A 20,084-nucleotide genomic window follows, 5' to 3' on the forward strand; every position below is an offset into this window, starting at 1 on the left:
CTTTAACTTTTTTACCAACATTAACTTAAAAAAATATGAAAAGAATAGCCATAAATGGGTTCGGACGGATAGGAAGAGCCGCATTGAAAGTAATTATGGAAGAGCCAGATATGCAAGTCGTGGCCGTTAATGATTTGATGACCATTGAAAATGCAAAATACCTTTTGAAATACGACAGTGTATATGGCGTATATAATAAAGAGGTGAGTGTGGATGGGAATCACCTAATCATTGGTGATCAAAAAGTAATATATCTCAATCAGCGTGACCCAGAGCAACTACCCTGGAAAGAAAACAACATCGATATTGTTATAGAGAGTACTGGTTTTTTTACGAATAGAGAAGATGCCGAAAAACATATTAAAGCAGGAGCCACAAATGTGGTGATATCTGGTCCTACAAAAAGTGTAGATACTCCAACTGTAGTGCACGGAGTAAATACCGAAGATGGAAAAACCAGTATATTTTCTTGCGCAAGTTGTACAACAAACAACATAAGTCCGGTAGTAGAAATACTAGGAAGAACTATAGGTATTAAAAAAGCAATTTTGAATACTATTCATGCGTATACCGCTTCACAAACTTTAGTAGATGCTCCGTCCAAAAAGAATCCAAGAATGGGAAGAGCTGGTGCGGTTAATCTAACACCAACGACAACTGGAGCTGCGATTGCTACAACCAAAGCTTTACCACAATATCAAGGTAAGTTTGATGGGGTGGCAGTAAGAACGCCTGTTCCTGTTGGTTCTATAAGTGATGTAACTTTCATATCAGAAAGAGCAACAACGCCTGAAGAAATCAATGAGATATTGCAAAAAGAATCAGAAACAGATCGATATGCAAAAGTATTGGATGTTACTTATGAGCCTATTGTATCTTCTGATATTCAACAAAGTCCGTATGCTGCAACTGTTGATGCTTCTATGACCAGAGTGGTAGATGGAGATTTGGTAAAACTGATGATCTGGTATGACAACGAATGGGGATTTACCAATCAAATGATTCGTCAGATCAAAGAATTATAGGCTGTAATCGAATAAGATATAAAAAGGCCGCATTGCTCATAAACAATGCGGCCTTTTTTAGTTGTTATTGTTTTGATTTAGATTTGACTTAAACCACCGTCAACTTCTATTTCAATACCGTTGATGTAGGATGCGTCTTCAGAAGCCAAAAACAATGCAGTTTTTGCAATCTCTTCAGACGTTCCGAATCTTCCTAGTGGTACTTGTTCTCCAAATCCTGATCCCATTTCTTCGATAGTTTCTTGTGGTAATCCCATTTTGTCGTAGATAGGAGTAGCAATTGGTCCTGGAGCAATAGAGTTTACTCGTATTTTGCGTGATTTCACTTCAGAAGTTAATACTCTTTGGTAAGCTCTTAAAGCTCCTTTGGTAGCAGAATATACACTAAAACCATCAAATCCTTTTTGTGTAACAATAGAATTAGTGAATAAAATAGTACCCCCGTCATTAATATGAGGTAATGCTTCTTTTGTTGCCAAAATAGGCCCTTTTACATTAGTGTTGAATAGTGAATCGTAATGTGCTTCGGTTACTTCATGAGCAGGAGTAGGAGGTGCGATTCCTGCATTCAGGAAAAGTACATCAATTTTTCCGTAAGCTGCTACCGCTTCCTGAATGAGTTTTGTATTGTCTTCAGGTTTTGAAACATCTGCAGTAACGGTTATAAAATCTCCTTCAAGTTCGTTAGCTACTTCTTCTAGTGCTTCCGGACGTCTTCCTGAAATTACCACCTTGGCACCTTCTTCTAAGTATAATTTTGCTGTGGCTAATCCAATACCGCTATTCGCTCCTGTAATAACGGCTACTTTGTTTTCTAATTTTTTCATTTTTTATTTTAATGTTATAGTGATAAGTTTTGAATTTTAGTTTTAGCTCCTTCCAGAATTTCTTCGGCATTGGTCATGATTAAATCGGAATTAATAAATTCGATATCAGTAATCCCTAAGAAATTGAGAAAAGTGGTCATGTACCCTGTTACGTGATCAACTTCGGTACCTAGCTTGGTACCGCCAGTAGTGATGATCACATAGGCTTTTTTGTTTTTTAGTAATCCTTGTGGTCCGTTTTCAGTGTATTGAAAGCTGATTCCCGCTCGGGAAATAAGATCGATATACGTTTTTAAACCAGCTGAAACGCTAAAATTGTACATAGGAACCGCAAATAGATAAGTATCAGCCTCTGCAAACTCTGTTGCCAGAATGTTAGAAGCTTTAATGGCTTCTTTCTGGGCAGCAGTTTGTTCATTTTCCGGAGTAAAGTATGCAGTTACACTGTCTTCGTTACCCAAATGGATAAGTTGGTCATAATAGGTGTCTCTATTTTTGGTAGTATAGCTTGCTTCAGCTTCTAGTTTGCTTTGCAACACATCTGCCAATTGTCTACTGATAGAGGTTGATTTTCTTGGACTACTGTCTATTCTTAATAAGGTTTTCATTTTGTTTTTGTTTTATTTGAAACGATCGTTTCATATTAGAGTAAAAAAATTAATATAATGCCTTTAGTATGGTGTTTACTAAATTGTCTAGTTCTTCTTTATTGTTGTTTAATATGCCTGTCATGCGTAACCCTTGGATGGCTGAATATAGATATAAAGCATATTGAGCTGCAGTTTGATCTTGATTAAAGATTTTTTCCATTTGACCTTTGTACACGATGTCCTCTAACATGGCTGTGGTTTGGTCCTGACTTTGTTCCATAAAGGATTTGATCATTGGTTCCTGATTGGTCATTTCTGATTTACAGTTCACCAAAAGACAACCTTTTTTGTTGGTATCATTTAGGATGTCCTCAACATACATGTTGAAAATTGCTTTAATAGAGTCTGAGGCGTTATGGGTATGAATCAACTCTTTTTTCATGTTGTCCTTACCACAAGATCTGTAATGATTTAGCACTTCCATAAACATCCCCAATTTACTTCCAAAAGAATTATAGATACTAGATCTATTTAGCGAAGTGGCATCTACCAAATCTTGCATAGAGGTCCCGTTGTATCCATTTTTATGGAATACTTCAGTTGCATTTTGCAATACTTGTTTTCTATCGAAGGTTTCTACTTTTGGCATTTTAATTGAAATGTTCGTTTCAAAATTAAATAAAAAAAACTATGAACTGTTATGAAAATCATAAAGTTTATAACTCCAGTTTCATCATTACGTCGGTTTGAATCTCAGTACCTAGCACAAACTTATGTGTAGTAAAAGCTTTAAATCCCCAACGTTCATAAAAACGAATAGCTCTTGTATTTTGGTCCCAAACCCCAAGCCAAACACAATTTGATTGTAATTCTTTGGCAATTGATATGGCTTTATGCAGTAATGCCTGACCAATACTTTTTCCTTGTTGTTCTTTTACAACATAGATACGTTCTATTTCCAGGGCATTAAGATCTACGGCTTCGGTTTGAGCGGTCTGAGTATTTAACTTGATATATCCTACCACAGTATTTTGTATACACGCAAAATAAAACTGGGAGTGAGGGTGCAGAAGTTCTTTGGTGATTTGATCCAGGGTAAACTTTTGCTCAAGATAGCTTTGGATATTTTCTTCGGTATTTACAGGAGGACCAAAGGCTTCGTAGAAGGTATTATAACCTATTTCTAATAGTTTTTCTTTGTCTTCTAGGGTAACTTTTACTATTTCTACATCTTGAGGCACCATAAGGCCTAAATAATTCTTTTGATTACGCGTAGGTTATGGGTATGCGTTCTTCTTTCGGCATTATAAATCCCCGTATGATCTATACGATCCACACGCACTTTGCCATGCGCGTGGATGATATAGTTATCTTTCATCATGATACCGACATGTATGATGTTACCTTCTTCGTTGTCAAAAAAAGCCAGATCGCCGGGTTCACTTTCTTCTATAAAACTTAATGCTTCTCCCTGAGTTGCTTGTTGCGAGGCGTCCCGAAGTAGTTGATATCCATTTAATTTGTACACAATTTGGGTAAAACCACTACAGTCTATCCCAAAACTAGTCTTACCTCCCCATAAATATGGAGTATTTAGAAACATCAATGCAGTTTCTATCAAGTGTTCTTTTTCACTTTTTTGTGTAATGGTATATCCTTCAAACGTATGTTGAAAAAAATCTAAAGCTCCAAGAGAAGCGCCTAGTGGAATGGGCATCAGTTGATTTTGATCACAATTCACAAATTCTACCAAATCACCAGATAAGCAGATATCTTGGTCATCAAAGTTTTTATACTGCTCTTCAGTGATATCTAGATATTGTTTATTATCGATCCAACCTTCATACTTATCATAGGCCAGACGAATCTTACTCCACTTTTTGCGTTTTTCGAGTACTTTAAAATGTTCTCCATACAAGACCTGAGTAACCATTTCACTTGGATCACTGGGTTCTGCACGTAAAGGAACAATACTTAGGTTACAAATGCCGTATTGCATTATCGGTAATTAGGGATTAGCAATGTTATAGAGCTACGCTCTTGATCAATAAAATTATAAACGCTCTATTACCATAGCAGAGGCACCACCACCACCATTACAGATTGCTGCGGCTCCAATTTTAGCGTTGTTTTGATCCAGAACATTCATCAAGGTGATCAAAATACGAACCCCAGAGCATCCTAATGGATGTCCCAAAGAAACAGCTCCTCCATTTACGTTGGTATTCTCATCACTAAGTCCAAGAATTTTAAGATTTGCTAAACCTACTACAGAGAATGCTTCGTTGAATTCGAAGAAATCAACATCATCTAAACTAATACCTGCTTTCTCGATAGCTTTTGGTAACGCTTTTGCAGGAGCAGTAGTAAACCATTTTGGTTCGTGAGCTGCATCTGCATAACTTTTAATTTTAACTAGAGGTTGTAATCCTAGTTCTTTGGCTTTATCAGCACTCATTACTACTACAGCTCCGGCACCATCATTAATAGTAGAAGCATTAGCAGCGGTTACCGTTCCATCTTTGCTAAATGCAGGTCGTAAAGCTGGAATTTTCTCCATTTTTACGTTTTTGTACTCTTCATCTTCAGTAACCATAACAGGCTCTCCACGACGTTGTGGAACAGGTACAGGTACTACTTCATTATTAAATTTACCATCTGCCCATGCTTTTGCAGATCTTTCGTAAGACTGGATAGCAAAAGCATCCTGATCTTCACGACTAAATTCATACTCATTGGCACATAAATCAGCACAAACTCCCATAGCATTTCCATCATAAACATCTACCAAACCATCTCGCTGCATTCCATCTTCCAGTGTTTGAGGGCCAAATTTATGTCCTGCTCTTAGTCGAACGTAATGCGGAATTAAACTCATGTTTTCCATACCTCCGGCAACGATGATATCTGCATCTCCCAAAGCAATAGCTTGAGCAGCATGCATTACAGCTTTCATACCACTTGCACAAACTTTATTTACCGTAGTACAAGGAACATGATCACCTATACCAGCACCAAGTGCGGCTTGTCTTGCTGGAGCTTGTCCGTTTCCTGCTTGTACTACATTTCCCATAAAAACTTCTTGTACAAGAGAAGGGTCCAGGTTGATTTTATCCAATGCTCCTTTTATGGCAATAGCACCCAATTGGGTTGCCGGCACGGTAGATAAACTTCCTAAGAAACTTCCAATTGGTGTTCTTGCTGCAGATACAATTACTACTTCTTTACTCATTATATGTAATTTAAATTGTGTGTATTGTTTGCTGCGAATTTAAGGATTTTTGTAGGATAAAAACTAAGTAAAAAGTTAAGAGTTAGCTGTAATCCAAGTATAATTCTTAATTCTAGATGGATACTTCGTACATCTAAGTTTGATTTACTACTTTTGAGTAATCAATAGAACGTAATTTGTGAGACGCTTTTTGAATAAATTTTATAAAAGACAATCTTTTATTTACAGGATTTTTCTTTTTATAACTACTACTGCACTTATTGTCTATTTGTTTCCTAAAGGAGGGATATTTAAGTACGAGTTTACCAAAGGAAAACCTTGGCAATACGAAAACTTATATGCTCCGTTTGATTTTGCTATTGCCAAAACAGAACAGGAAATTGAAGATGAAAAGAAAGAGATTACAGACAATATTATCCCATATTTTGAATACGACACCATTGTTTCTAATACAGCAAAAGAATCGTATGACGAATCGTTTAATAACTATTTAAAAGTCTTCAATCAAACTAGTGCCAGGGATCAGGCAAAGTTGTTTGGTCGAATCCTGCTTAACGATATTTATCGATACGGAGTTTTACAAAGTACGAGCCCTTATGATGAGCAGCGACAGATTTTTTTAAACAAAGGAAACGAAGCCGAAGCCATCACTTATGGGCAAATTTTAACTTCTAATGAGGTGACTAACCTCATTAACTCCAGAATAGATAAGAGTGAATATGCAAAGTTTAAAAGTGATTTTGTCGCCTTGTTCTATGATTTGGTGAAACCCAATGTAAAACTCAACGAAAGATTAACGCAAAGTACACTTGAGAATGAGTTAGCCAAGGTGCTCACGACAAGAGGAGGAGTGTCTAGAGGTAGTAGGATCATCGCCAGAGGAGAGGTTGTAGAAGGGGGTAAGTTGCAGATCTTAAATTCATTAAAAGCAGAATACGAATCTCAGGTATGGAGTGCCAAAAACTTTTACTGGATTGTTTTGGGGTATAGTCTTTTGGTATCCTTGGCGTTAATGATGCTTTTATTATTTATCAGAAAATATAGGAACGATATTTATGAAAATAACACTCAGGTCACCTTTATTTTCTTTAATATTTTGTTCATTGTTTTGGTATCTACTTTGGTGGTGAAATATCGCTCCGAATATATCTATGTAGTGCCCTTATGTATATTGCCTTTGGTGCTCAAAGCTTTCTTCGATTCGCGTTTAGGTTTGTTCACTCATGTAATTACGGTGTTAATCTTAGGTTTTGTAGTACCCAACAGCTATGAGTACACATTTTTACAAATTATTGCTGGTATTGTTACCATTTTGACGATTTCAGAATCTTTTAAAAGAGCTAATCTTTTTATCTCAGTGGGTCAAATCACTATCATCTATATCATTGCCTATATATCTTTTCACATTATACATGAGGGGAGTGTAAGTAATATCGATTGGACTACTGTTGTTCTGTTTGTGATTAGTGGATTTGCTACGCTTATTGTGCATCCGTTGATCTATGCTTACGAAAAGATTTTCGGTCTTATTTCTGATGTGTCCTTGTTAGAACTTAGTGATACCAATTCTGTATTGTTGAAGGAATTGTCAGACAAAGCCCCTGGTACATTTCACCATTCTTTAAATGTAGCAAACATTGCCGAAGCAGCAGCTAATGAAATCGGTGCAAATGCCATGTTGGTTAGGGTAGGAGCACTCTATCATGATATAGGTAAGATGGCAAATCCTACCTATTTTACCGAAAATCAATCGGCATCTGGAAATCCACATGATGTACTATCTCCTAAAGAAAGTGCAAGAATTATTATCAATCATGTGATAAGAGGGATTGAAATCGCTAAAAAGTATAAGCTTCCTGATCGGGTAATCGATTTTATAAGAACGCACCACGGTACAAGTACGGTGTATTATTTCTATACCAAAGAAAAAGAAAGTAATGAAAATGTGAATATTGAAGATTTTCAATATCCTGGACCCAAACCATTTTCAAAAGAAACTGCAATTTTGATGATGAGTGATAGTGTAGAAGCCGCATCAAAGAGTCTTAAAAACCCTACCAGTAGTCTGATTGATTCTTTCGTAGAAAAGATAGTCAATAAGCAAATGGAAGATGAGCAATTTCTAAATGCTAATATTACCTTCAAGGAAATTCAACAGGTGAAGAAGGTTTTTAAACGCAAGCTTACGAATATCTATCATTTGCGGATCGAATATCCGGAGTAATTGTGTTTTTTTCGTTGCTACTGGTTTACGGCATATTGTTTGATGCAGTAACCCTAGCAAGTTTCAAACACAATCAGCATGAAGAATTATCTTTTTTTATTGGCTTTACTTAGTTTACCGTTTACGAATGTTTCTAATGCACAACTACGTATAGGAGGTGGGATATCTATAGGAGTAAATATTGATCTTCCACTACCAGAAATTGCTGTGGTTGTAGGAGGTACAAGGTGTCCACAACCTCAAAACAGACGCCCAATAGTCCATAACTATGGTTCGATTCATCATCAAAATGGGCCTTACGGAAGACATATTTATGAGGTAACAGGGGCAAGATTACAACCAGTATCTAACCAAGAAGAACGTATACTATATTATTTAGACTCTGGAGATGTATTAGAACTCGTTATTCATACGGTTAATCCCAATGATTATAACTACCATTATTATGATGCCAATTGTGGTGATTGTTGGACAACTAATAACAGCATCGTTGCTGTTTCTATGAATCAGGAGGAAATCCCATTGCATAATGGAAGCATATCGCTACAACCAGAAGTCAATGGCAGACTACATAGTGTGATTAACCTTCATAGTATTTATGATGGTGACTTTAATGGTACTATTGTGTTTTAGCCAGGTATTTCTTATCCATCCAAAACGTTCCGAAAGGAATGATAGAACAAAGTAATACGATAGCTAGGGTTTTGTTATTCCATTGTTTTTCGAACTTTACAACAATGGCAAATACGATATACAACAAGAATAGCAACCCATGTGCCATACCGATCACTTTATTGGGTTCTGGTGATTCGAACATATACTTTAGAGGCATGGTTACAAATAAAATAAGCAGGTATGAGATACCTTCTAGATAACTGATGAGTCTAAAACCTTTTATCATAAATTATGTATTGATATTATAATCCAACTCGAAAACTTCAAGTTTAAAATAAGGGATAGCAGATAGTAAGTGGTCAAAGATATCTGCCATTATATTTTCATAGTTTTTCCAAACCTTATCATTACTAAAAGCATAGATCTCCAGTGGAGTTCCTTGAGCTGTAGGAGCTAGTTGTCTGCTCATGATCGTCATATCTTTGTTGATATAAGGGTGGTTTTCTAGATATAGCTCTACATAGGTCCTAAATACTCCCATATTGGAAAGATTTCTTCCATTAATCATAATGCTTTTATCGATACTGTGTTCTTTATTGAAGGTGTCGATTTCAACTTTTATATTCTGAAGATACGCTTTGATCACTTCAATTTCTTGAAGTTTACGCACGTCTTCTTCAGAAAGGAAACTAATACTCGATGTTTTGATCAAAAGTGATCTTTTGATTCTTCTCCCACCAGAATCCATCATCCCTCTCCAGTTTCGAAACGATTCTGAAGTAAGGTGGTAGGTAGGAATGGTAGTAATGGTTTTGTCAAAATTCTGAACTTTAACCGAAGAAAGATTGATTTCTATTACATCGCCATCGGCACCATATTTCTCCATAGTAATCCAATCTCCGATACGTACTGTGTCATTTACAGCTACCTGGATACTGGCAACAAATCCAAGAATGGTATCCTTAAAAATCAACAGAATTACCGCAGACATTGCTCCAAGCGCGGTTAAGAATGTCCAAATGGATTTTCCGGTAGCCGAAGAGAATATAAAGATACCCCCGATAACCCAGACAAAGATCATAAAAACCTGTACGTAACTATCGATAGGCTTGTCTTTAAAAGAGTCCAAAGATTTCAGGAAATCCCTAAATGTTCTAAGTATACTTCGCAAAATCCAAATCGCTAATACGATTACCATAATATCAAAAAGGATCTCAAGGTACTTTTCTGTAGTTGGAAAAGCCGCAAATAATTGAGGTACAATCCAGACTGTAATAGATAGCGGTACAATATGCGCCAGATAGTCAAAGGTATTGTTCTTTACCAAATAATCGTCGAAGGTGTTTTTTGATCTTGATGCGTATTTCTTAAAAATAGTGATAAAGACTTTTTTCATGATAAAGTGTATCACGAATAAAGAAACGATCAATATAGCAAGACCAATAACTAAATTTAAATACTCTGAAGTGTTCTCTGAAAAGCCTTTGGAAACAAAAAGCTGATAAAAGTATCGGGTAATATCTTCCATAGAAAAGGAATACTAGTTTGAGCGCAAAATTAAGGGTATACGGATAGTAATAAAAAATTATTATAAGGATTTATGAATTAATTTAACGTATAAAAACAAGAACCGCCATATACAGTGATATGGCGGCTTTGATAACGTGTTTTTGTAATCTAGAAGTTGAAATCTAGTCTTGCATAATAATATGCACCACTGAATCCCATTTGTACTGCATCCCAGTATCCACCTGCTTCAGTTTCTCCATCATTTTGTTGGTCTGGATATTCATTAAAAATGTTGTTTCCTCCTAAGGTGAGTTTTAGGTTATCGCTTAGTTGATACCCTGCATTAAGATCTGCAGTTATTTTTGCGCCATACACATCTTCGGTATCTGCAAAATCAATCAATACAATTTCGCTAAAATGAGTCAATCCTAATCCAGCATTGAATTTATCTTTGCTGTAGTTAGCATTAAAAGCAAATTTACTATCAGGAGCAGAAGCCAAAAGAAAAGCCTTTTCTCGTTCCCCAAAGAATATACTTTCGTCCAAATTTCCATTTTTAACTTCTTCGATAGTCATGTTATTGATATTTCCTGCAAGGGTGGCAGAGATATTACCAAAATCAAAATTACCCTTCCAGGATAAGATTATATCAAGCCCTACAGTTTCGGTATCCACTCCATTAGCAAAGAATTGTGCTTCATTTACATTTGGAATTTGAGGAGCAGCAAAAGTACCAGTTAATACAATTCTGTCTTTTACATTGATGTAATATCCATCTATGGTAGCGGTAAACCCACCAAAACTAGCTGTAGCTCCCACCGCAGCATTTATTGCTGTTTCTTCTTCAAGGGATTCGATACCAAAAGAAGCAGTCACTGGGCTGTTATTTGGTGATAAAAGCGTCTCTGTAGCCACACCTCCTTGAAAATCGGTGAATCGTAGGTTGTAATATATCTGAGCCAAAGAAGGTGCTCTAAAACCAGTACTCACAGATCCACGAACATTGATATTTTCTGATGCTTTCACCCTAAAGGCTAATTTTCCATTTATAGTACTTCCAAAATCACTATAGTTCTCGAATCGTGCTGCGACACCTAATAAAAAGCTATCGGTTATATCTAATTCTGCATCTGTGTACAAAGAGAAGTTGGATCTGGATCTGTCTACTTCATTCGCAGGACTATATCCCGGGAAACCTTGTGATCCTCCCGGGCGAAGTTCTCCAGAAATAGGGTCTGTAGGTTGTGTTTGATTAGCAGGATCAATAATGGGCAATCCATTTACATCATACGTCGCATATGATCCTTCTTCTCCGGCAAAAATGATAAAGTTTTCAGTTCTGTACTCAGATCCAAAGGCGATATTTAATCCTTTCATAATGTTTGGATAGTACTTAGAGAGATCAAGACCTGTGGTATTCTGACTTAAACTGTGTCCACCAGCATCAAAGTCAGTAGGAGAGGACTCTTGCAAAGAAGCATTTAACGTACCTTGTATGAAATAATGAAAATTGTTTTTACCCCATGTGTTATTTACGTCAATTTTCCAACCGTTTTCGGTCTCTGTGCGAACCCCAACAGATACTGAGTTATCGATGATGTTTGAAGTAATTCTTGGTGTAAAACCATTAGGGAATATTGCGGTTACTACTCTTTCACCGTCATTACGAGTAAAAGCAAAAGCATCGGTATCTCTGTAGTTTCTTCCTCCAAAGGCATAAGCTTCTGTTTTTTTGGAAATAGGTACAGCCGCGTTTACGAAGAAATTAAACCCATCGATAGCCGCTTCACCAAAACCTCTCCTGAAATCAAACCCGGGACGAAGTGTCTTATTTTTGCTCAAGAATTCAGTGGTAAAGTTGGCATAACCCCCATCGCCGATTTCTACTCCATAATTGGCAGTTACCTTTACGGATCCGCCATCAAAATCCTGGTCATCAGCAATACGATTTCCGTCATTATCGGTATCTAATCGATTTCCATCTGTATTGGGAGTACCGTCGGGAAAATCTCCTTTGGCATTGGTGTTGTAAGCTCCGTAGCTCACACTTCCAGAGATGGTATTTACATTGTTCTTAAGTACAATATTGATAACTCCTGCAATCGCATCAGAACCGTATTGTGCGGCAGCACCGTCTCGTAATACTTCGATTCTTTTGATAGCGGTGGCAGGAATCGCGTTAAGATCTGTACCCGAATTTCCTCTTCCTCGTGTACCAAAAATGTTAATTAAAGAAGAAGAATGCCTTCTTTTACCATTAATCAAAACCAAAGTCTGATCAGGCCCTAATCCACGAAGAGAGGCAGGATCAATATGATCAGCTCCATCAGATCCTGATTGTTTGTTGGCGTTGAACGAAGGAGCTGTATATTGAAGTAGTTCATTGATTTCAATTTTACCACTTTTGGTAATAATCTCCTGCATATCAATAATATCGATAGCTACAGGAGTATCGGTTGCTGTTCTTTTTGGGCTTCTGGATCCAACTACAATAATGGTACTTAAGGCTTCTCCTTCTTGTAGAACAACATCTATGATTTCTTGATTTCCAACTTCTACCTCTTTGGTTTCATAGCCAATAAAGCTGAAAACTAATACGGCTCCTTCGTCGACAGCAATGGTATATTTACCTTGCTCATCGGTGGTGGTCCCTTTTTCTGAGCCTTTTTCCAGAATGTTAACATAAGGGATAGGAAGTCCTGCGGGGTCGGTTACCGTTCCTGATACAATTTGCTGACCATAACTTAGGTACGTAGTGAATACCCCCAATAAAATGAGTGTGAATTTTTTCATGAAGTGATGTTTATTTATGTTGATTGTTACCTTAAATATATCTAAAATATTTTACTTCGATTTGATTAAAAAAGAGTAGACACAAAAAAGGCCGGAATTACTTCCGGCCAATACGATCAATTGTATTTTTGATATTATTTCAACTTATAGATGGTGGTAATGACTTCGTCTGTGTTATTGTCATAAGATTCCAAAATAAGATTTTTGTCACTATCAAAATGTCCAACAGTATTATCTTTTCCTCCGGCATTTATGATGTAATATCCATTACTAAGCGGTCTTGCTTTGCATACTTGATTGCCCGTTTTGTTCAAAAGAGTAATTACAAAACCTTTTCCATCGGTAACTTTGGTATATGCATCCATATCCGAAGAAGATTCTGATTTTTGAACTTGAACTTCCTGATCTGAATAGGTTGCAGATTGATTGGTTTTGTCTTCATCACCAGGGTTTAATTTGATTTTACTTTTTTTGGTAATGACTTCTTGTTTCGTAATCACTTTCTCTTCACCGTTAGCTCCCTTAATTCTAATAATTTTGGTTACTGTTTCTTGAGAAGAGTTTTCTTTCGGTTTTTCTGTAGTTTGAGAAAAACCGATGCTTGTAAATCCTAAAAGGATGACTGAGGTTAAAATTTTAAAAGTATTCATTTGTTTATAATTGGGATTCAAAATTAAAAAAAATGCTAAAAACAATAAAATATGCACTTTCATCGCCATAATCTGAAGCGTAAGTAGCGATTCGTTAATCTAATTCTTCAGATTTGTTTCCTAACTAGGAATAATAGTATCTTTGCACTCTCAAAAACGAGATAATACATAAGAAATCTCTGTTCAAAATAACGCAATAGAATTATGAAAGCAGGTATCGTAGGATTACCAAATGTTGGAAAATCAACTTTATTTAACTGTTTGTCCAATGCCAAAGCGCAAAGTGCAAACTTTCCGTTTTGTACTATAGAACCCAATATCGGAGTGGTCAATGTTCCTGATCCCAGATTAGAGAAATTAGAAGAATTAGTTAATCCTGAGAAAGTGATACCAGCCACGGTAGAGATTGTTGATATTGCTGGTTTGGTTAAAGGAGCAAGTAAAGGAGAGGGGTTAGGAAACCAATTTTTGGGGAATATCAGAGAAACCGATGCGATCATTCATGTGCTTAGATGTTTTGATAATGATAATGTAGTACACGTTGATGGTTCTGTAGATCCTATACGTGATAAGGAAACTATTGATATAGAATTGCAGTTAAAGGACCTTGAAAGTATAGATAAAAAACTGGATAAGGTAAAGCGAGCTGCAAAGACAGGAAATAAAGAAGCGCAGAAAGAAGAATCTATTTTATTGCAATTGAAGGAAGGTCTTGAGGCCGGAACTTCAGTGAGAGCAATAGCTATTTCTGAAGATGATCGTGAAGCTTATGTGAAACCATTACAGTTAATCACAGATAAACCAGTATTATATGTTTGTAATGTGGACGAAGGATCTGCGGTAAATGGAAATCATTATGTAGATAAAGTAAAAGAAACTGTTGCTTCAGAGAATGCAGAGGTGATCGTTCTTGCTGTAGGTACCGAAGCAGATATCACAGAATTAGAAGATTATGAAGAACGTCAACTATTTTTACAGGATATGGGATTAGAGGAGCCTGGTGCTTCTGTACTTATTCGTGCAGCCTATAAACTGTTAAATCAGCAAACCTATTTTACTGCAGGTCAGAAAGAGGTACGAGCATGGACAGTAACTGTTGGAGCCACTGCACCACAAGCTGCAGGAGTAATTCACACCGATTTTGAAAAAGGGTTTATCCGTGCAGAGGTAATAAAATACGATGATTTCGTACACTATGGCAGTGAATCTAAAGCCAGAGAGGCAGGTAAACTAGGAGTTGAAGGAAAGGCATATGTTGTAAATGATGGAGACGTAATGCATTTTCTGTTTAACGTTTAGTACAATTATATTTAGATAGAAAAAAGCCTTCTGATGCTCTTTAGAAGGCTTTTTTAATTGCCGTTATGAGTGTGATTATCATACTTTATAGGTAATCTGGTATCTTTTATAACTATAAAATTTCCTACCATAAAAAGGATAAACATTCTTTAAAAAAGAGATGAAATCGACACTTCGTTACTGTGTGTTTACGGTTTTTTTATTAAATTAACGTATTGATAAGCAGGTTTTTGCTTATATGGGGACTCTTTAACGTAAACAAAATATTCATTGTATAAATTGCTCGTGCATTAATAATTAGTGAGCCTTGAGAACTTATGTGCTAATATTTTCTGTGGTAGCTCTTAGCTATCTGTCTTACGGTCAAAACACCATGACCGAAACCCATAATGATAGCCTACAGTCATTAATTGATCAGTCTAGCGATTTGAGTTATGAGTACAAGATCAAAGAATCATTGGATTATGCGATTAAAGCTGTAAATTATGCTCATGAACTAAATAATAATTACTACAAAGGGCAGGCCTATTATTTAATGGCTTATAATTATGAAGTTTTGGTTGACTTCAAAAATGCTGAAACCTGTTACCGAAAATCATTACACTTTGGAGAGATTTCAAAAGATACATTGTTGATTTTACGAAGTAATAATGGTTTGGGGAATGTCTATTCTGATGGATATAAAGACCTGAAAACTTCTTTGATTTTTTATGACAAAGCCAAAGAGTTGGGGAAAAATCTTGAAGACTCTTACGAATACATGACCCCAGTAATAAATTTAGCATGGACCTATATTGATATTGAACAATTTGAAGAAGCATTGCCCTTTATAGAAGAGGCACATCAATTGGTAGTAGAGCATAGAGAATTACAAGGGTATTGTGAGGTGTTTTATCTGAAAGGTAAATATGCGATGTATAAAGGGAATTTTGTAGAAGCTGGTGACTTTTTTGAGGAAGCTATTGATATCGCAGAAAAGCACGATATGATTCTTGAATTGTCTTATCTATATGAAGGAAGAGCAGAGTTGAATGAGAAAAGAGGAAATATCAATCAAGCTTATAAGGATATTAAGAAATATCAGGAATTTACGAATAAACTCTATGACAAAGAGAAATTAAAGCAAATAGAGATTGCTAGAGTAAGTTTTAGCGTTGATGAATACAAAAGAGAATTGGAAATTGCTAATAAAGAAAAGGATTATCAAGCAAGTATTGCAAAGAATAACAAGACAATAACTTTTATTTCGATAGCAGGATTGATTTTTGTATTGGGAACTGCATTTTTCTTTTATATGGGGTATCGTTCTAAGAAAAAACTGAATAATGTATTAAGAGAGAAAAATACACAGCTAGAAGTTGCAAAAACTGAAGCTGAGAAATTAACTACAGTAAAATCACAGTTTATCTCCACGGTAAGTCATGAATTAAGAACTCCGTTATATGGTGTAGTTGGTATTACCTCTTTGCTACTAGAAGAAAAAGATATGCCAGAAAAGCATAAAAAACTGCTTAATTCCTTAAAGTTTTCTGGGGATTATCTACTTGATTTGATCAATAAGGTATTGAAGATTGGTAAAATTGAATCCAACAAAGAAAAACTAACCAAAACTCCAACTGACTTAGCGCAATTGTCTCAAAATTTATTGCATTCTTTTGAATACCAAGCTAAAAATAAAAATAATAAACTGGTATTAGATATTCAGAAAGAAGTGCCTAAAATCGTAAGTGTTGATTCCCTAAAGTTGTCAGAAGTATTAATTAATTTAATAGGGAATTCAACAAAGTTCACAGAAAATGGAACGATTTGGTTGAGAATTAAAATCGTATCTATAGATAAGGATCAAATTAAAATAAGGTACGAAGTAGAAGACAATGGATTGGGTATTCCGAAAGATAAACAAGAGTTTGTTTTCGAAAAGTTTTCTCAGCTAGGGAGAGAAGTTAATAAATCTGAAGGTACCGGTCTTGGACTCTCTATTGTGAAAAATCTACTTGAGATGATGGATAGCCAAATTCATTTGGACAGTAAAGAGGGGAGAGGAACCCGGTTTTATTTTGATTTAGATGTTGAGATTGTCGATGAAAAACAAGCAGAGAAACTCGATCTTAATGGTGAAGATACTGCACAAACATTTAAGAAGATTCTTGTAGCAGAGGATAACAAGATCAATCAAATCGTAACCAAAAACCTATTGGATATTATAGGGTATAGTTGCACCATTGTGGAGAATGGCTTCAATGCCTTGCAAATGGTTAAAAAAGAAGACTTTGATCTTATTTTGATGGATCTGAATATGCCTTATCTCGATGGGATGGAAGCCACTAAACGGATACGAGAATTTAATACGCAGACGCCTATCATAGCACTTACTGCTTCAGAATTAAGTGAAGTGAAGTCTGAATGTTTGGAGGCCGGGATGAACGATATTATCAATAAACCACTAAATAAAGATGATCTCAAAGATATTATCGCGAAGAATTTGATGTAGTATTAATTACATTACCGATAAATCTCTGTACATTTTTTAAAACCACCTCCGAATTCTCCTTATGCGGAGTATGACCAATGTCAGGAATAATCAATGCTTCCGAAGGTCCAGTCGTGTTATTTACAATTGAGTATACCTGATCCAAGGACCCGTATTCGTCCTTTTCTCCCTGTATGATTAGAGACGGGCATTTGATTTTGGGTAGGAATTCCTCGATATTCCAGGATTGATAGTCTTCGGATAACCAAGTCTCTGTCCACATTTTAAACACATCATCTGTTTTGTCTCCATGATATTTTATAAGTTTATCCCGAAGATTGGTCTCTTGGTAAGCGATTACCGCTTCTTTGATACCAGCTATCGTTTCTTTTTCGACAAAAACATGAGCACCTTCTGTGATAACACCAGAAATCATATCTGGAGATAGTGCCGCTGCTAGTAACGAAATACTTCCACCATCACTATGCCCAAAAAGAATAACCTTGGTAAGTTGTAGTTGATCGATGATTTGTACCAATACCTCTGCTTCATTTAGGAGGTAGTTTTTGTCTCTTTTTTGAATAGAAAAAGGATCAGATTGTCCGTAGCCCTGACGATCATAGGATAGTACATTACACTCTGTCTGGTCTGCTACTTTGTTAGGGAAATCTCTCCATAATTCAATGCACCCCAGAGAATCATGAAGAAAGATAATAGTGGGTTGATCTGTATTAAATAGGTTAGGGTTGTCTGAGAATCTGAGACGATGATGATTAATTTTAATATCCAAATTGATAGGTTTATGGTAAAAAGTGCTAAAAATAAGCTAAAGTCTATACAAAATGCATATTTTACGCCTTCAAAATTGTAACATAGATTACTTTTCTTAGTCTAGCAATAGTAAATAATTAATTTGATCAGATGAAAAATATTTTTGCCAAAATCTTCATTGGTGTGATGCTAGTGGGATGTGGAACTCCCAAACCGTCTAACGATATCGCTACAGGTGTGCCTATTGCATCGTCTGTAGATTTAACAAAGTCTGCAGAAGACAAAGTACCCGTAGTTATTAATCCGGGGAGGTTTGCGCAAGATACGGTAACCTATTACTTGCCCAAAGTGGTACAAGGAACCTATGCAGTAAGTGATTTTGGGAAATTTGTGGATAACTTCAAAGCGTTGGATTATGAAGGAAATGAGATTATCACGAACAAATTAGATGCAAATACCTGGGTAATTCCTAATGCAAAACAATTAGACCAAATCCAATATCTAGTCAATGATACCTATGATATTGAAAACTCTGGAGAGGCTACACCGTTTTCCCCTTCAGGAACCAATATCGAACCAGAGAATTACGTGTTGAACCTTCACGGTTTTATCGGTTATTTTGATGTGCTCAAGAACAATCAGTATACACTAGAGGTTATCGCCCCAAAAGAGATGAAACGAACTTCTGCGCTACAAAAAGTAGGAGAAGAAACTAGTGAAGATGGGAGTGTAGTAACTGATAAATATTTTGCCTCACGTTATTTTGAGATCACTGATAACCCTATGATGTATGGGAAATTGGATGTAGAAGAATTTATGGTGGGGGATATCAAAATTGTATTGAGTGTATATTCACCAAATGGAGTTCATAAAGCTTCAAAAATAAAGGAAACTGTTTTTAAGATGATGAAGGGACAAAAGGCATATCTGGGTGATATCAATAGTACACCTAGGTACGATATCTATTTGTATTTAGCCGAAGGTACTCAGGAATCACCAACAGGATTTGGAGCTCTGGAGCATCACACATCAACTGTAGTAGTATTACCTGAACAGATGCCAGACGAAGCATTAGCAAGTGCTATGATTGATGTAGTTTCTCATGAGTTTTTTCATATTGTAACTCCGCTTTCGGTGCATTCTGAAGATGTACACTATTTCGATTACAATGATCCTACGTTTTCTAAGCATTTATGGATGTATGAAGGAGTAACCGAATATTTTGCTACCTTATTTCAAGTGAATCAGGATATCGTTGGTGAAGATGAGTTTTATGAAAAGGTGATGGGTAAAATCCAAAGTGCCAATGGTTTTGATGATACCATGAGTTTTACAGAAATGAGTGAGAATATCTTGGATCAACCTTATGCTTCTAATTATGTAAATGTATACGAAAAAGGAGCGCTTATTGGTATGTGTATTGATATTCTGATGAGAGAAGAGAGTAACGGGAACAGAGGAATTTTGTCCTTGATGAAAGAATTATCCTTGAAATATGGAAAAAATAAACCTTTTGAAGATGATAACATCATAGCCGAAATTACAGAAATGACGTACCCTTCTATAGGTGAATTTTTGAATACTCATGTAGTAGGGAAGACTCCGATCAACTACAGAGAGTTTTTTAACAAAGTTGGACTTTCGATTAGTAAAGAAAAAGTAGAAACGAATTATATCCAAAATTCGGGAGCGCTCATCGTGGCAGGTGATCAGGCCACTGGAACGATCTTCTTTACTGATTTGGTAGCAGATAATAGTTTTTGGGCAGAAAATGGAGTAAAAGCGAATGATAATATCGTAGAAATTAATGGTACCAAGCTGACTGTACAGAATGCGAATAATGTACTTGGAGGTACTTTTCAATGGAAAGAAGGAGATGATTTGGAGGTAAAATTGGATAGAGCAGGAGAAGAGGTTGTAATCAAAACCAAAGTGGCTAAATCGTATACACAAGGAGAAACACTGTCTCCGTCAGATAATCCTACAGAAGAACAATTGGCGCTTCGTAAAGCCTGGTTGAAAGGATAATTTGTAATAACATAAACTAAAAAAAGCTGTAAAGCATATGCTTTACAGCTT

At 36.1% G+C, this 20,084-nt stretch carries 17 protein-coding genes; 6 read left to right on the forward strand and 11 right to left on the reverse strand.

Annotated features, from left to right (window positions below):
- Window positions 1-35: 35 nt before the first annotated feature.
- A complete protein-coding gene (gap, locus tag AC0L3Q_RS11470) occupies window positions 36-1,025 on the forward strand; it encodes a type I glyceraldehyde-3-phosphate dehydrogenase (protein ID WP_473286685.1) in 990 nt (329 codons plus the stop codon).
- Between the two features lie 77 nt (window positions 1,026-1,102).
- On the opposite strand, the gene AC0L3Q_RS11475 is transcribed toward gap, so the two are convergent.
- The 6 genes from AC0L3Q_RS11475 to AC0L3Q_RS11500 form a co-directional block, all read right to left on the reverse strand.
- The gene (locus AC0L3Q_RS11475; protein ID WP_473286686.1) at window positions 1,103-1,852 is read right to left on the reverse strand and encodes an SDR family NAD(P)-dependent oxidoreductase; all 750 of its coding nucleotides are present in this window, start codon (window positions 1,850-1,852) and stop codon (window positions 1,103-1,105) included.
- 14 nt (window positions 1,853-1,866) lie between these two features.
- Window positions 1,867-2,460, reverse strand: coding sequence for an FMN-dependent NADH-azoreductase (locus AC0L3Q_RS11480; protein ID WP_473286687.1), 594 nt, complete (start codon window positions 2,458-2,460; stop codon window positions 1,867-1,869).
- A 49-nt stretch (window positions 2,461-2,509) separates the two neighbouring features.
- Window positions 2,510-3,091 (reverse strand): TetR/AcrR family transcriptional regulator, encoded by a 582-nt coding sequence (locus AC0L3Q_RS11485; protein ID WP_473286688.1) that lies wholly within the window; start codon window positions 3,089-3,091, stop codon window positions 2,510-2,512.
- A gap of 67 nt (window positions 3,092-3,158) precedes the next feature.
- On the reverse strand, window positions 3,159-3,686 hold the full coding sequence (locus AC0L3Q_RS11490; protein WP_473286689.1) for a GNAT family N-acetyltransferase: 528 nt from the start codon (window positions 3,684-3,686) through the stop codon (window positions 3,159-3,161).
- A gap of 5 nt (window positions 3,687-3,691) precedes the next feature.
- A complete protein-coding gene (locus AC0L3Q_RS11495) occupies window positions 3,692-4,441 on the reverse strand; it encodes a C40 family peptidase (RefSeq protein WP_473286690.1) in 750 nt (249 codons plus the stop codon).
- 54 nt (window positions 4,442-4,495) lie between these two features.
- Window positions 4,496-5,674, reverse strand: coding sequence for an acetyl-CoA C-acyltransferase (locus AC0L3Q_RS11500; protein WP_073312965.1), 1,179 nt, complete (start codon window positions 5,672-5,674; stop codon window positions 4,496-4,498).
- Window positions 5,675-5,852: 178 nt separating this feature from the next.
- Here AC0L3Q_RS11500 and AC0L3Q_RS11505 point away from each other — a divergent pair, with 178 nt between their 5' ends.
- Together AC0L3Q_RS11505 and AC0L3Q_RS11510 are read left to right on the forward strand one after the other, a co-directional pair.
- Complete coding sequence (locus AC0L3Q_RS11505) at window positions 5,853-7,898, forward strand: HD family phosphohydrolase (RefSeq protein WP_473286691.1); 2,046 nt, start codon at window positions 5,853-5,855, stop codon at window positions 7,896-7,898.
- Between the two features lie 78 nt (window positions 7,899-7,976).
- Window positions 7,977-8,531: a hypothetical protein gene (locus AC0L3Q_RS11510; protein ID WP_473286692.1), complete on the forward strand. Its 555-nt coding sequence runs from the start codon at window positions 7,977-7,979 to the stop codon at window positions 8,529-8,531.
- On the opposite strand, the gene AC0L3Q_RS11515 is transcribed toward AC0L3Q_RS11510, so the two are convergent.
- The 4 genes from AC0L3Q_RS11515 to AC0L3Q_RS11530 all read right to left on the reverse strand — a co-directional run bounded on the left by AC0L3Q_RS11515 (window position 8,518) and on the right by AC0L3Q_RS11530 (window position 13,465).
- Window positions 8,518-8,799, reverse strand: a complete 282-nt coding sequence (locus AC0L3Q_RS11515; RefSeq protein WP_473286693.1) for a DUF3817 domain-containing protein — start codon at window positions 8,797-8,799, stop codon at window positions 8,518-8,520. The two genes, AC0L3Q_RS11510 and AC0L3Q_RS11515, sit on opposite strands and share 14 nt — an antisense overlap.
- Window positions 8,800-8,802: 3 nt before the next feature.
- Complete coding sequence (locus AC0L3Q_RS11520; RefSeq protein WP_473286694.1) at window positions 8,803-10,041, reverse strand: mechanosensitive ion channel family protein; 1,239 nt, start codon at window positions 10,039-10,041, stop codon at window positions 8,803-8,805.
- A 149-nt stretch (window positions 10,042-10,190) separates the two neighbouring features.
- On the reverse strand, window positions 10,191-12,815 hold the full coding sequence (locus AC0L3Q_RS11525; RefSeq protein ID WP_473286695.1) for a TonB-dependent receptor: 2,625 nt from the start codon (window positions 12,813-12,815) through the stop codon (window positions 10,191-10,193).
- Window positions 12,816-12,949: 134 nt separating this feature from the next.
- Window positions 12,950-13,465 carry a hypothetical protein gene (locus AC0L3Q_RS11530; RefSeq protein ID WP_473286696.1) on the reverse strand — a complete coding sequence of 172 codons (516 nt, stop codon included), beginning with the start codon at window positions 13,463-13,465 and terminating at the stop codon, window positions 12,950-12,952.
- A 204-nt stretch (window positions 13,466-13,669) separates the two neighbouring features.
- On the opposite strand from AC0L3Q_RS11530, the gene ychF reads away from it, so the two are divergent.
- Both ychF and AC0L3Q_RS11540 read left to right on the forward strand, forming a co-directional pair.
- Window positions 13,670-14,764 carry a redox-regulated ATPase YchF gene (gene ychF / locus AC0L3Q_RS11535; RefSeq protein WP_473286697.1) on the forward strand — a complete coding sequence of 365 codons (1,095 nt, stop codon included), beginning with the start codon at window positions 13,670-13,672 and terminating at the stop codon, window positions 14,762-14,764.
- Between the two features lie 307 nt (window positions 14,765-15,071).
- A complete protein-coding gene (locus AC0L3Q_RS11540; RefSeq protein WP_473286698.1) occupies window positions 15,072-17,255 on the forward strand; it encodes a tetratricopeptide repeat-containing hybrid sensor histidine kinase/response regulator in 2,184 nt (727 codons plus the stop codon).
- Here AC0L3Q_RS11540 and AC0L3Q_RS11545 read toward each other — a convergent pair.
- Window positions 17,233-18,024: an alpha/beta fold hydrolase gene (locus AC0L3Q_RS11545; protein ID WP_473286699.1), complete on the reverse strand. Its 792-nt coding sequence runs from the start codon at window positions 18,022-18,024 to the stop codon at window positions 17,233-17,235. The two genes, AC0L3Q_RS11540 and AC0L3Q_RS11545, sit on opposite strands and share 23 nt — an antisense overlap.
- A 131-nt stretch (window positions 18,025-18,155) precedes the next feature.
- On the opposite strand from AC0L3Q_RS11545, the gene AC0L3Q_RS11550 reads away from it, so the two are divergent.
- Window positions 18,156-20,033, forward strand: coding sequence for a M61 family metallopeptidase (locus tag AC0L3Q_RS11550; RefSeq protein WP_473286700.1), 1,878 nt, complete (start codon window positions 18,156-18,158; stop codon window positions 20,031-20,033).
- Window positions 20,034-20,084 lie beyond the last annotated feature (51 nt).

It is taken from the genome of Aquimarina sp. KJ22-3 (genome assembly GCF_055808215.1).

Coding starts and splice junctions, on each gene's coding strand:
- gap (WP_473286685.1), top strand. CDS start 36: ATGAAAAGAATAGCCATAAATGGGTTCGGACGGATAGGAAGAGCCGCA.
- AC0L3Q_RS11475 (WP_473286686.1), bottom strand. CDS start 1,852: ATGAAAAAATTAGAAAACAAAGTAGCCGTTATTACAGGAGCGAATAGC.
- AC0L3Q_RS11480 (WP_473286687.1), bottom strand. CDS start 2,460: ATGAAAACCTTATTAAGAATAGACAGTAGTCCAAGAAAATCAACCTCT.
- AC0L3Q_RS11485 (WP_473286688.1), bottom strand. CDS start 3,091: ATGCCAAAAGTAGAAACCTTCGATAGAAAACAAGTATTGCAAAATGCA.
- AC0L3Q_RS11490 (WP_473286689.1), bottom strand. CDS start 3,686: ATGGTGCCTCAAGATGTAGAAATAGTAAAAGTTACCCTAGAAGACAAA.
- AC0L3Q_RS11495 (WP_473286690.1), bottom strand. CDS start 4,441: ATGCAATACGGCATTTGTAACCTAAGTATTGTTCCTTTACGTGCAGAA.
- AC0L3Q_RS11500 (WP_073312965.1), bottom strand. CDS start 5,674: ATGAGTAAAGAAGTAGTAATTGTATCTGCAGCAAGAACACCAATTGGA.
- AC0L3Q_RS11510 (WP_473286692.1), top strand. CDS start 7,977: ATGAAGAATTATCTTTTTTTATTGGCTTTACTTAGTTTACCGTTTACG.
- AC0L3Q_RS11515 (WP_473286693.1), bottom strand. CDS start 8,799: ATGATAAAAGGTTTTAGACTCATCAGTTATCTAGAAGGTATCTCATAC.
- AC0L3Q_RS11520 (WP_473286694.1), bottom strand. CDS start 10,041: ATGGAAGATATTACCCGATACTTTTATCAGCTTTTTGTTTCCAAAGGC.
- AC0L3Q_RS11525 (WP_473286695.1), bottom strand. CDS start 12,815: ATGAAAAAATTCACACTCATTTTATTGGGGGTATTCACTACGTACCTA.
- AC0L3Q_RS11530 (WP_473286696.1), bottom strand. CDS start 13,465: ATGAATACTTTTAAAATTTTAACCTCAGTCATCCTTTTAGGATTTACA.
- ychF (WP_473286697.1), top strand. CDS start 13,670: ATGAAAGCAGGTATCGTAGGATTACCAAATGTTGGAAAATCAACTTTA.
- AC0L3Q_RS11550 (WP_473286700.1), top strand. CDS start 18,156: ATGAAAAATATTTTTGCCAAAATCTTCATTGGTGTGATGCTAGTGGGA.